This is a genomic window from Streptomyces sp. HSW2009 (assembly GCF_040240285.1).
Lineage (GTDB): Bacteria > Actinomycetota > Actinomycetes > Streptomycetales > Streptomycetaceae > Streptomyces.
Genome location: NZ_JBEHZD010000220.1, coordinates 1 through 11,881 on the forward strand (window position 1 = coordinate 1; position 11,881 = coordinate 11,881).

Annotated in this window: 7 protein-coding genes, 1 pseudogene and 1 riboswitch; of the genes and pseudogenes, 3 read left to right on the top strand and 5 right to left on the bottom strand. The window is 73.7% G+C overall.

Annotation, left to right across the window (positions count from 1 at the left end; all coding sequences use genetic code 11):
- Positions 1-240 (top strand): annotated as a pseudogene (locus AAHZ94_RS17595) (hypothetical protein); the annotation flags it as partial.
- Here the strand turns inward: AAHZ94_RS17595 and AAHZ94_RS17600 are convergent.
- Entirely contained in the window at positions 237-1,325 is a 1,089-nt protein-coding gene (locus tag AAHZ94_RS17600) for a ribonucleotide-diphosphate reductase subunit beta (RefSeq protein ID WP_502964700.1), read from the bottom strand. The pseudogene AAHZ94_RS17595 and the gene AAHZ94_RS17600 overlap by 4 nt on opposite strands.
- Entirely contained in the window at positions 1,316-3,826 is a 2,511-nt protein-coding gene (locus AAHZ94_RS17605; protein WP_349993870.1) for a ribonucleoside-diphosphate reductase subunit alpha, read from the bottom strand. The genes AAHZ94_RS17600 and AAHZ94_RS17605 overlap by 10 nt, the downstream gene beginning before the upstream one ends.
- A gap of 158 nt (positions 3,827-3,984) precedes the next feature.
- Positions 3,985-4,106, bottom strand: a riboswitch (cobalamin riboswitch).
- Positions 4,107-4,369: 263 nt separating this feature from the next.
- On the opposite strand from AAHZ94_RS17605, the gene AAHZ94_RS17610 reads away from it, so the two are divergent.
- On the top strand, positions 4,370-6,022 hold the full coding sequence (locus tag AAHZ94_RS17610) for a TolB family protein (RefSeq protein WP_349993871.1): 1,653 nt from the start codon (positions 4,370-4,372) through the stop codon (positions 6,020-6,022).
- A 307-nt stretch (positions 6,023-6,329) separates the two neighbouring features.
- Here the strand turns inward: AAHZ94_RS17610 and AAHZ94_RS17615 are convergent, their stop codons facing one another.
- The 3 genes from AAHZ94_RS17615 to AAHZ94_RS17625 form a co-directional block, all read right to left on the bottom strand.
- A complete protein-coding gene (locus AAHZ94_RS17615; protein WP_349993872.1) occupies positions 6,330-6,542 on the bottom strand; it encodes a CstA-like transporter-associated (seleno)protein in 213 nt (70 codons plus the stop codon).
- Positions 6,543-7,023: 481 nt separating this feature from the next.
- Entirely contained in the window at positions 7,024-9,216 is a 2,193-nt protein-coding gene (locus AAHZ94_RS17620; protein WP_349993873.1) for a carbon starvation CstA family protein, read from the bottom strand.
- Positions 9,213-9,404, bottom strand: coding sequence for a hypothetical protein (locus tag AAHZ94_RS17625; protein WP_349993875.1), 192 nt, complete (start codon positions 9,402-9,404; stop codon positions 9,213-9,215). The genes AAHZ94_RS17620 and AAHZ94_RS17625 overlap by 4 nt, the downstream gene beginning before the upstream one ends.
- A 1,301-nt stretch (positions 9,405-10,705) precedes the next feature.
- On the opposite strand from AAHZ94_RS17625, the gene AAHZ94_RS17630 reads away from it, so the two are divergent.
- Positions 10,706-11,488 (top strand): PIG-L deacetylase family protein, encoded by a 783-nt coding sequence (locus AAHZ94_RS17630; protein ID WP_349993876.1) that lies wholly within the window; start codon positions 10,706-10,708, stop codon positions 11,486-11,488.
- The last annotated feature ends 393 nt before the right edge of the window (positions 11,489-11,881 follow it).

The window sequence follows — 11,881 nt, forward strand, 5'->3', positions numbered from 1 at the left end:
GGGGGGGGGGGGGGGGGGGGGGGGGGGGGGGGGGGGGGGGGGGGGGGGGGGGGGGGGGGGGGGGGGGGGGGGGGGGGCGGGGGGGGGGGGGGGGGGGGGGGGGGGGGGGCGCCCCCCCCCCCCCCCCCCCCCAGCTCCGGGGAGCGCCTCGCCCCACCCCCTGCGCAGGGGAAGCGGCCCGCTCCGATAGGCCGAGAAGCGGACCGCTTGGACCCCGCGCCAGGAGGCGCCCCCGCCTAGAACTCGTCGTCGAAGGAGACCGAGCCCTCCACCGCGACCTGGTAGGCCGAGGCGCGGCGCTCGAAGAAGTTCGTCAGCTCCTGGACGTTCTGCAACTCCATGAAGGCGAACGGGTTCTCCGAGCCGTAGCGGGCCGGCAGGCCGAGGCGGCGCAGTCGTTGGTCGGCCACGCACTCCAGGTACGCGCGCATCGACTCGGTGTTCATGCCGGGCAGCCCCTCGCCGCACAGGTCGCGGGCGAACTGCAACTCGGCCTCCACGGCCTCCTCCAGCATCGCCGTGACCTCGCGGCCGAGCTCCTCGTCGAAGAGGTCGGGCTCTTCCTCGCGGACCGTGTCCACCACCGAGAACGCGAACTCCATGTGCATGGACTCGTCACGGAAGACCCAGTTGGTGCCGGTGGCCAGGCCGTGCAGCAGGCCGCGGGAGCGGAACCAGTACACGTAGGCGAACGCCCCGTAGAAGAACAGGCCCTCGATGCAGGCGGCGAAGCAGATCAGGTTGAGCAGGAAGCGGCGCCGGTCCGCCTTGCTCTCCAACTGGTCGAGCTTCTCCACCTCGTTGATCCACTTGAAGCAGAACTGCGCCTTCTCGCGGATCGAGGGGATGTTCTCGACGGCCGCGAACGCCGCCGAACGGTCGTCCGGGTCGGGGAGGTAGGTGTCGAGCAGCGTCAGGTAGAACTGGACGTGCACGGCCTCCTCGAAGAGTTGCCGCGACAGGTAGAGCCGCGCTTCGGGCGAGTTGATGTGCTTGTAGAGGGTGAGCACCAGGTTGTTCGCGACGATCGAGTCGCCCGTGGCGAAGAACGCGACCAGCCGGCCGATCAGGTGCTGTTCGCCCGGCGAGAGCTTGGCGAGGTCGGCGACGTCGGAGTGCAGGTCCACCTCCTCCACGGTCCAGGTGTTCTTGATCGCGTCGCGGTACCGGTCGTAGAAGTCCGGGTAGCGCATCGGCCGCAGGGTCAGTTCGAAGCCCGGGTCGAGCAGGTTCTTCCGCACCTTGACCGCCTCGCCCGCGGTCTCGCTCGCCGCGGCGTCGGGGGCCGGGGTGGCCGGGGTGGTGGCCGGGCTGGTCACTGGCATGCCTCGCAGGATTCGGGGTTTTCGAGGGAGCAGGCGATCGCGTCGGCTTCGACGGCCGCCTGCTGGGCGGGCACCGGCGCCGGCGCGCTGGCCGCCGCCTCCGCGCCGCGCGCCGAGTGGGCGATCCGGGTGGCCGGGCGCGAGCGCAGGTAGTACGTGGTCTTGATGCCGCGCTTCCAGGCGTACGCGTACATCGAGCTGAGCTTGCCGATGGTGGGCGAGGCCATGAAGAGGTTGAGCGACTGGCTCTGATCCAGGTACGGGGTGCGGTCGGCGGCCATGTCGATCAGGGCGCGCTGCGGGATCTCCCAGGCGGTGCGGTAGAGCGCGCGCACCTCCTGCGGCACCCAACCGAAGTCCTGGATCGAGCCGTTCGCCTCGCGCAGCGCGTCCCGGGACTGCGCGTCCCAGACGCCCAGCTTCTTCAGGTCCTCCACCAGGTACGCGTTGACCTGGAGGAACTCCCCGCTCAGCGTCTCGCGCTTGAAGAGGTTGGAGACCTGCGGCTCGATGCACTCGTACACGCCGGCGATGGAGGCGATGGTCGCGGTCGGCGCGATGGCCAGCAGCAGCGAGTTGCGCATGCCGGTCTTGGCGATCTTGGCGCGCAGCGCGTCCCAGCGCTGCGGCCAGTGTGCGGTGGCGCTCGGGTAGTGGTCCGGGTGCAGCACGCCGCGTGCGGTGCGGGTGGCCGCCCAGGCCGGGTGCGGGCCGACCGGGGCCGCGTCGGTGGCGCCGTCCGCACCGGTGCGCGGGCGCTCGGCGAGGTCGGCGGACGCCTCGTACGCGGCGAGCATGATCCGCTCGGCGAGGCGCGTGGACAACTCCTTGGCCTGGGGCGAGTCGAACGGCAGCCGCAGCCGGAAGAAGACGTCCTGGAGGCCCATCACGCCCAGGCCCACCGGCCGCCAGCGCGCGTTGGAGGAACCCGCCTGCTCGGTCGGGTAGAAGTTGATGTCCACCACGCGGTCGAGGAAGGTCACCGCGGTGTGCACGGTGCGGTCCAGGCGCTCCCAGTCCACCGCGTCCAGCGGGTCCGCCCCGTCCGGCACGCCGCCGGCCAGTACGTCATCGCGCAGGTGGGCGGCGAGGTTGACGGAGCCGAGGTTGCACACCGCGGTCTCGCCGTCGTCGGTGACTTCGAGGATCTCGGTGCACAGGTTGGACGAGTGGACGACCGCGCCGGGCTCCGCCGTCTGGTTGGCGGTCCGGTTGGCGGCGTCCTTGAAGGTCATCCAGCCGTTGCCGGTCTGCGCCAGGGTGCGCATCATCCGCGCGTACAGCACCCGCGCCGGCACGGTCTTGACGGCCTTGCCCGCGGCCTCCGCCGCCCGGTACGCGGCGTCGAACTCCTCGCCCCACAGGTCCACCAGGTCGGGCGCGTCCGCCGGCGAGAACAGCGACCAGTCGGCGTCCGTCTCCACCCGGCGCATGAACTCGTCCGGAATCCAGTGCGCCAGGTTCAGGTTGTGGGTCCGGCGCGCCTCCTCGCCGGTGTTGTCCCGCAGTTCGAGGAACTCCTCGATGTCCGCGTGCCAGGTCTCCAGGTAGACGCAGGCCGCGCCCTTGCGGCGACCGCCCTGGTTGACCGCGGCGACGGAGGCGTCGAGCGTGCGCAGGAACGGCACGATGCCGTTGGAGTGCCCGTTGGTGCCGCGGATCAGCGAACCGCGGGAGCGGATGCGGGAGTACGAGAGGCCGATGCCGCCGGCGTGCTTGGAGAGCCGGGCCACCTGGTGGTAGCGGTCGTAGATCGAGTCCAGCTCGTCCAGCGGCGAGTCCAGCAGGTAGCAGGAGGACATCTGCGGGTGCCGGGTGCCGGAGTTGAAGAGCGTGGGGGAGCTGGGCAGGTAGGCGAGCGAGCTGGTGAGCCGGTACAACTCGCTGACGTCCGCCACCGCCTGCTCGGAGGCGCCGTCCGCGAGGCCACAGGCCACCCGGAGCAGGAAGTGCTGCGGCGTCTCGATGACCTGCCGGGTGATCGGGTGGCGCAGCAGGTAGCGGCTGTGCAGGGTGCGCAGTCCGAAGTAGCCGAACCGGTCGTCGGCCCGGCCCACGCCGGACGCGCCGTCGACGCGGGCGTTGGTCTCCGCCAGGAGGGCGTCGAGCCGTGCGGCGTGCACCCGTACGAATTCCGCCGTCTCGTCGGCGATGAGCCCTTCCCGGTGACCGACGGCGACCGAGGCGGAGAAGGAGACCGCGCCCTGCCCGGCGGCCTCCTCCGCGACGGCCCGGGTGAGCAGCCGCGCGGCGAGTCGCGAGTACTGCGGCTCCTCGGCGATCAGACCGGCCGCCGCCTCGGTCGCCAGGGAGCGCAACTCCGCCTCGTCCGAGCCGGGATGGCGACCGCGCAGCGCGGCGGCGGCGACCTTCCCCGGGTCGGTGGCGGGCAGGTCGGCGGTGAGGTCGGTCAGGACCCGCAGCAGTGCGGTCCCGGCTCCTTCGGCCGCTGACACGGGCACGGACTCGCGTGAAACGGGGTCCGCAGGCGCGATGGTCACGGGGTGGCTCTCCCTCGCTCGGCAAGGGGCCACGCGGGGCGGGGCGGCACGCGCGGGGCAGGCCGCGACCGCGGTCTCGGCATGCCACGCAGCGTCCACCGGCCCAACCCGCGGGGCCCGGACGAATACGACGCCCGGCGGCCGGGGCGGCACCCCGGGCCATGGGCGTACTGTCGGCAGGTCCTCGGACTCACGGCGCGCAAAACGGCACACGTACACCGTTGCGGGACAGTTCCGGATTTCCACCGGATTCCCCTGCGGCGACAGCGAGGATGAGCATACATCTTGTGTTGGCCCGGGCATGCGCCCCCACATCTTGTGTCGGATGGGAAGGAATCCCGTACGGATGTGCTAATGCGTGGTGTTCGTTGGCGGCCCGTCGGGCCCGTCATCACGGGCCGGAACGGTTCGGCCGGCGGGTCGCGCATTGGTGGCTTGCCACAGTCCTGGTGTGTTGACCCCCGCCCCGGAGCGGAGTTGGGTGCGTCGCACGCCGTTCACGGACGACGGCGGACATCGGCAGGCGAAGGGGTGGGAATCGGGATGCGCAACACCCGAGCGAGAACGCGTACGGCGCTGGCGGGGACGGCCTGTGCCTGGTTAGCCGCGGGGCTGTTGGCCGGACCGGCCGCGGCGGCATCGACCGCAGGGGCATCGACCGCGGTGGCATCGACCGCGGCGGCATCGGCCGGCGGGCAGCACGGGGCGAGGGCGTGGCACGGGGCGCCCGGCGCGCCCGGCACGGAGCGGGTGAGCCTGGCGCACGACGGCGGCCAACTGGCGCGCGAGTCCTACGGGTACGCGCTGAGCACGGACGGCCGCTGGCTGACCTTCACGACCGACGCCGACCAGGTGGTGCCCGGCGACACCGACGGGCGTTCTGACACCTTCGTCCGCGACCTGGCGACCGGGCGGGTCGAGCGGCTGGCGTTGACGGGCCCCGAGTGGGAGGTCTCCGACGTGTCGGCCAGTGCCGACGGGATGCTGCTCGCCTTCGCGGCCTGGCGCAGGGACCTGCCGCCCGACCAGCCGTGGCAGGAGGACCTGTTCCTGCACGACCGGCGCACCCACCGCACGGAGCGGCTGCTGCCGCCCAACCCGCAACCGGACAAGGGCCTACAGATGCCGGTGATCAGTGCGAACGGGCGGGTGGTGGCGTTCCAGTCGGTCCGCGCCGACTTGGTGCCGGGCGACACCAACGGGGTCGCCGACATCTTCGCGCTCGACCGCACTGACGGCACCATCCGGCGCGCCAACGTCACCAGCGACGGCGCCCAGGCACCCCGGGCGGCGGCCCGGCCGGTACTCAGCGCCGACGGCCGGCAAGTGGGCTTCATCTCCCGCTCCCCGGTGGGCGACCCGGGGCCGGGCGCGGGGGCGAGCGGGGGGCGGAACGCCGGAGCGGATGCCGGTGCGGACGGTCCGGTGGCGGACGGCCTGGCGATGGACGGTCCGGCGGCGGAGGGGCCGGGAGCGGAGAGGCCTGGGGACGCCGGGGCCGTGACGGGTGTGGGGGACGCCGGGGTGGTGGAGGCTGCGGGGCGCGCCGGCCGCCCGGGTCCGCCGCGGAGCCACCCCCAGGACCTCTGGGGCGAGCGTGGCTCGGGGCCCGGCGCCGGGCTGAGCGCACCGCGCAAGCCGCGCTTCGAGCCGATGTACGTGCACGACCTGGGCACCGGCCGGACCGTGGCCGCCAGCGTGATGCAGGACGGCGCCGAGATCGGCGCCACCACCCACGCGCTCAGCGCCGACGGCCGCTTCGCGCTGTTCGCCAGCAAGTCGGCCGTGGTGGTGCCGGGCGACACCAACGGGGCCTTCGACCTGTTCCTGCGCGATCTGAAGCGCGGTACGACGGAGCGGGTCAGCCGCGCGCCTGGGGGCGGCGCGGCGGCCGGCGACTCCCTGTTCGGCCAGTTCAGCGGCGACGGCAAGACCCTCGTCTTCGTCTCGGGGGCCAGCAACCTGGTGCCCGGCGACACCAACGGGGTCGACGACCTCTTCGCCCGTGACCTGCGCACCGGCGAGGTCGAACGGCTCTCCCTGCGCACGGACGGCACCCAGTCGACCACCCCACCGGACGCGTACCTCACCGACGCCCACGCGCGCACGGTGGTGTTCGGCTCCGCCGACGACCACCTGGTGCCGGGTGACACCAATGCGGCGACCGACCTGTTCGCACGGCACCGGAGGGGGTGAGCGCGCTGGAGCCGCGGCCCCGTGACTCGCGTCGGGACGCCCCGGCTCCGTTGGCTCCGTAGGGGCTCCGCGGGACGCTGGCCCCGTCGCTGGGTGTGGGGCGGGCCCGTGGCTCCGTAGTTCCGCGGGCGGTACGGCGCGATGGCCGTACGGGCAGGGCTGGCCGGACAGCCAGTACGGCCAGTACGGCCAGTACGGCCAGTACGGCCCGTACGGGTCGCGCGGGTGGGGTGGGGCCCCGGGCGGCGGGGCCCGGGGCGGCGCGGGCCCGTCGGCGCTGCACGGGTGCCGCCTGCCGCCCCGGCCCTCAGCAGCAGCGGAAGTCGCCCCGGGGGTCGGCGTCGCGCTCGTCCATCCGGCGCCGTTCGAACTCGGCGCGGCTGTCCGGGACCCGCCCGGGATGCTGCTGGCGGGCGTGCGCCACGTACCGGTCGTACGTGCTCTCGCCGGTGAACTCGCGTACGTACCAGCGCATCCGGCGCCCCCAGTGCGCGGCCCGGCGTGCGGTGCGGGTGATCATGTGGGCTTCTCCTTCCCGAAATACCGGACTCCTGCCCGGAGCCCCGGACTCCTGGATTCCCGGGGCTCCGGGGCGCCCGGGCTCCCGGACCGGGCCGGGCCCGCGTAGTGCGGGAGCGGCCCGGCCCCGTCTTCGGTGTCCTGGTTCGCCGTCCTCGTGCGCTGTCCTGGCGTACGGGCCCGGCGCGGACGCCGGCCCCACCTCCAGGGTGCCGCCGTCCGTGCCGTAGGTCACGCGCCGGGGGCCGCCCCGGGCCCGGGGCCCGTACTCATCGGCACCCCAGCCCCATCGGCACCTCGGACCCGGCTGTGCCCCATAAGGCACGGGTGCCTCGGACCCGGCTGTGCCCCGTGACCCACCGGCGCCCCGGGCGCGGGCGGCGCCCCGTACCCACCGGCGCCCCGGGCGCGGGCGGCGCCCCGTACCCACCGGCGCATCGGGCGCGGACGGGTGCCCCTTCAGCCGGCGGCGCGCCCGTCCGTCAGTCGGACCGCCCCGCGCCCGCCGCCTCCGGCTCGCCGCCCGTGCCCGTGCTCGCGGCAGCCGCGGCCAGTTCGGCCTTCTCCTCGCGGGTCGGGATGAGCCCGGCGGGGGCGACGAACTGCGACTTCACGTACGGCGCCTCGTGCAGCCTGCTGGTCTCCGGGTTGCGGACGGCCCGGACGCAGGTGCGCAGCGCGTCCACGATCACGATGACCACCAGCACGGCGAGCAGCGCCGAGAGCACGCCGTCCACCGTCGAGTTGGTGACCACCGTCTGCATCTCGTCCATGTTCTTGGCCGGCGGCAGCACCTTGTCCGCGTCGATCGCGTCCTGGTAGCGGTCGCGCTGGCTGAAGAAGCCCACCTTGGGGTCGCCGGAGAAGACCTTCTGCCAGCTCGCGGTCAGCGTCACCACCCCGTCCCAGACCAGCGGGACGGCCGTCACCCAGGCCCACTTGAGCCGGCCCGACTTCACCAGCAGCGTGGTGCAGACGGCGAGCGCGACGGCGGCGAGCAACTGGTTGGCGATGCCGAAGATCGGGAAGAGCTGGTTGACGCCGCCCAGCGGATCGTGCACGCCGACCCAGAGGAAGTACCCCCAGAGCGCCACCACCAGCGCACTCGCGATCCAGGCGCCGGGCTTCCAGCTCACGTCGCGGAACGGCTTGTAGACGTTGCCCAGCATGTCCTGGAGCATGAACCGGCCGACCCGGGTGCCCGCGTCGAGCGCGGTGAGGATGAACAGCGCCTCGAACATGATCGCGAAGTGGTACCAGAACGCCTTCATCCCCTCACCGCCGATCACATCGGAGAAGATCTCCGACACGCCGACGGCCAGGGTGGGCGCGCCACCGGTGCGCGAGAGCAGCGACTGTTCCTCCACGGCCTTGGCGGCTGCCGCCAGTTGGTCGGGGGAGATGGTGTAGCCGAGGCCGGCGACCGCGTCGGACGCGGCCTGCACGGTGTCGCCGACCACGCCGGCCGGCGCGTTCATCGCGAAGTACAGCCCCGGGTCGATGATCGACGCCGCCACCATCGCCATCACGGCCACGAACGACTCCATCAGCATGGAGCCGTAGCCGATCATCCGTACCTGCGTCTCCTTCTCGATCATCTTCGGCGTGGTGCCGGACGAGATGAGCGCGTGGAAGCCGGAGAGCGCGCCGCAGGCGATGGTGATGAAGACGAAGGGGAACAGCGCCCCGGCGAAGACCGGCCCGTCACCGCGGCCCGCGAAGTCGGTGACCGCGTCCATCTTGAGGTTCGGCAGCGTGACCACCACGCCGACCGCCAGCAGGGCGATCGTGCCGATCTTCATGAACGTTGACAGGTAGTCGCGCGGTGCAAGCAGCATCCACACCGGCAGTACGGAGGCGATGAACCCGTACGCGACCAGCCAGATCACCAGCGTGCTGTGGTCGAGCGTGAAGGCGTCGGCCCAGGAGGACTCGGCGACCCAGTTGCCGCCGGCGATGGCGGCGAGCAGCAGCACGATGCCGATCAGCGAGACCTCGGTGACCCGGCCGGGTCGCAGTACGCGCAGGTAGAAGCCCATGCCGAGGGCGATCGGAATGGTCATCGCGATGGAGAAGGTGCCCCACGGCGAGCCGGCCAGCGCGTTCACCACGATCAGCGCGAGCACCGCGAGCAGGATGATCATGATGATGAAGACCGAGATCAGCGCCGCAGCGCCGCCGATCGGGCCGATCTCCTCGCGCGCCATCTGTCCCAGCGACTTGCCATCCCTGCGCGTGGAGAAGAAGAGCGTCACCATGTCCTGCACGGCGCCCGCGAAGATCACGCCGGCGACGATCCAGATGGTGCCCGGCAGATAGCCCATCTGCGCGGCCAGCACGGGCCCCACCAGCGGGCCCGCGCCCGCGATGGCCGCGAAGTGGTGGCCGAGCAGCACCCGGCGGTCGGTCGGGTGGAAGTCGACGCCGTCGTTGAGCCGCTCGGCGGGGGTGGCCCGCGACTTGTCGACGCGCAGCACCTTGGTGACGATGAACCGCGAGTAGAAGCGGTACGCGATGGCGTACGAGCCGAGGGCCGCCGCCACCATCCAGACGGCGGAAACCTCCTCGCCCCTGGAAAGCGCGAGCATGGCCCAGCCGAGCGCGCCGACGAGTGCGACGCCGGTCCAGATCAGAACCGTCCGCGGCGAGACGGTCCGTGCGGTGGGTGTGCTCACAGCGCCCGCCTCCCCACGCGAGCCGTCGAATCGTCGGCCGAGCCCACCGCGACCTCGCTCGGGCCTGCGCCGGTACGGGGGGTTGTGACCGCGCCGGCACGGGGGTCGATGGCCGGGTCCGGGTCAGTGACCGTGGCCGCGCTCGGGTCCGCGCCGATGCCCGCGCCGGTGGCCGCGCCTGTGGCCATGCCCCGGTACGCACCCGCGTCCGCGCTCCCACTCACGCCCGCGTCCGCGCCCGTGCCGACCGCGATCGGTGGCCGAGTGCCGGCGGCAGCCGGGTACGGCGCGGGCGGGGGCGGTCCGCCTGGTGTGGTCTGGACCAGTTCTCCGGGGGCTCGTACGATCACCTGCATCTGGTTCAACTCCGCTTCCCCACGCCTGCGATGGGACCTGAACGTGCTCGAAATCGTGGTGGTGCCGCGGGCTGACGACATCGCTGTCGACGTCTGTTCCGCGCTCGCTCGTCACGCGGCGACGCCGTCCGTCCTCGCCGACACCGGATCATCCTTCCCTCCGACCTCACCCGTCACGCGCGTATCGCGATCGGCGGTACGGGCTCGATGGGTGGGGCGTCGCGGGCCCGCTGAACTGTCCCTTCCGCTCGCCTGTGCCGCACCGGTCGTCGGTCGGCAGGCGCACATACTGGCCCGCTCGGGCGGCGCAGGGGAACCCTCTTCCCGCCCCGACCTTCATGCCGCCCCGGTACGGAAGGCTGGGGCGCGGATCGGCCTCCCGAGCGACCGAAGAGTTGGCCGGAAAGCGATGGCCCGGGGCATGCGCCCTTGCGGGAACTGGCTCAGACGTGCATGCGGCCGGGTGCCGGGCGGCGCGGAGCGGTAGCCACCGTGGGTCCCCACCCGGTCCGTCGTGCGTGACCAGCCCTCATTCGCCGGCCTCGGCCGTTCCCGGCGGCGCCCCGCCGGTCGTAGGGTATGGCCAGCTATCCGCACGATTGGGGCGCGACGGGGTCGGGGCGCCCCCCCCCTACCGTGGGCGCCCCCCCCCCCGGGGGGGGGGCCCGGGCCCTCCCGGCGGTGACCCACCGGCCCCGGGGCCCGCCCTCCCCCCGCGGGTCGCCCGGGGGGGCCGGGGCGCGCCCCGGGGGGGGGTGGGGCCGCCCCCCCCCCCCCCCGGGGGGGGGGGGGGGGGGGCGGCCGCCCCCCCGACGTACGGTGGCCGCGCCCCACCTCGGGGTGCTGTCCTGTCCCCTCACGGCTGTTCCACTCGTCCCGCTGGTCCCGCTCTCCCCGCTCGTTTTGCTCGTCTCGTTCGTCTCGTTCGTCCGTGGTGGTCGGCGCCCGTCGTGGTCCGGCAGTCCCGCCCCTCGCGCCGCGGGGTCTGGCAGCGCCTCGGGCGCGCGTCAGACGCCGGCCCGTGGCACTGCTCCGCGCCGTACCCCGTGCGACCGCCCCGGTCGTACCCCCCCGTACCGCCCGACCTCCGTCCGTCACCCAGCGCAGGACCCACCAGGAAGGACCCGAAGTCCATGCCCGAGAACGCAGCGTCCGCAGCCGCGACCACGTCGCCCGGCGCGCCCCCGTGGGGCACCGTCGTGATCTCGCCGCACTTCGACGACGCCGTACTCTCGCTGGCCGCCGTGATACCGCAGCTCCCCGGGCCGGTCGTGGTCGTCACCGCGTACGGCGGGGCGCCCGGGCCCGAGGCGACCGTCTCCTCCTGGGACGCGGACTGCGGATTCGGCACCCCGCACGAGGCCCACCGGGCCCGGGTGATCGAGGACGCCCAGGCCCTCCAGATGGTGGGCGTGGCACAGATCACGCTGCCGCACCCGGACGGCCCGTACGGCGACCCCTCCGAACTCGGCCACCTCGACCAGTGGCTGCGCAAGCTCCCCGTCGACACCGACGTACTGGCCCCGCTCGGCACCCGCCAGGACCACCACGCACTCGTCCGCGAACAGGTGCTGCGCACCCGCGCCGAGCAGGGCGCTGCCCTGCCGCTGATCTACGCCGACCAGCCGTACACCGGGCACTCCGCGGGCTGGCACACCGACGACGCCGAGGCGGTGCTCGCCGCCGAGGAGGAGCGCGGCGCGTCCTTCCGCAGCCTGACCGACCGCTACCGGCTCACCCGGCGGTACGAGGTCAAGCTCGACGACGACCAGTGGTCGGCCAAGCGGCTCGCCGTGCAGTGCTACGGCTCGCAGCTAGCCACGCTCGGCGTGGGCCACGGCCCGTTCATGGCCTGGCGCGGCCCGCTGCGCACCGAGCGTGTCTGGTCCCTGGAGCCGCTGTCGGCAGCCTCCTGAGCCGGCGGGCGACGAGCGGCGGAGCCGGCAGGGCGACGGAACGACGGGTGAGGGGCGACAGGGAGCGATGACGGTGGAGCGGTGTCCGCGAGCGGGGGGGGGGCGGGGGCGCGACGAGCGCCCGTGCCCGTGCCTTCGCGCGCGCGCCCGCCCGTACTCCCGTGCCCGCATCCACTTCTGCGCCCGTTCCTGCGACCGCGCTCGCGACCGAGTCTGCGTTCGCGGCGTCCGTGTCGACGCTCCTGCTTGCACATGCCGTACGAGCTGTCGCCCAGACGGCCGCGGGGGGGCCCCCCCCCGGCGCGGGGCGGCCGGCCGGCCCGCGGCGCGCGGGGGCGGCCGCCCCGGGGGGGCCGCGGGCGGCCCCCGGAGCGGGGGGGGCCCCGCCGGCCC

Coding starts and splice junctions, on each gene's coding strand:
- AAHZ94_RS17615 (WP_349993872.1), bottom strand. CDS start 6,542: ATGATCACCCGCACCGCACGCCGGGCCGCGCACTGGGGGCGCCGGATG.
- AAHZ94_RS17625 (WP_349993875.1), bottom strand. CDS start 9,404: ATGGCCACAGGCGCGGCCACCGGCGCGGGCATCGGCGCGGACCCGAGC.
- AAHZ94_RS17610 (WP_349993871.1), top strand. CDS start 4,370: ATGCGCAACACCCGAGCGAGAACGCGTACGGCGCTGGCGGGGACGGCC.
- AAHZ94_RS17630 (WP_349993876.1), top strand. CDS start 10,706: ATGCCCGAGAACGCAGCGTCCGCAGCCGCGACCACGTCGCCCGGCGCG.
- AAHZ94_RS17600 (WP_502964700.1), bottom strand. CDS start 1,325: ATGCCAGTGACCAGCCCGGCCACCACCCCGGCCACCCCGGCCCCCGAC.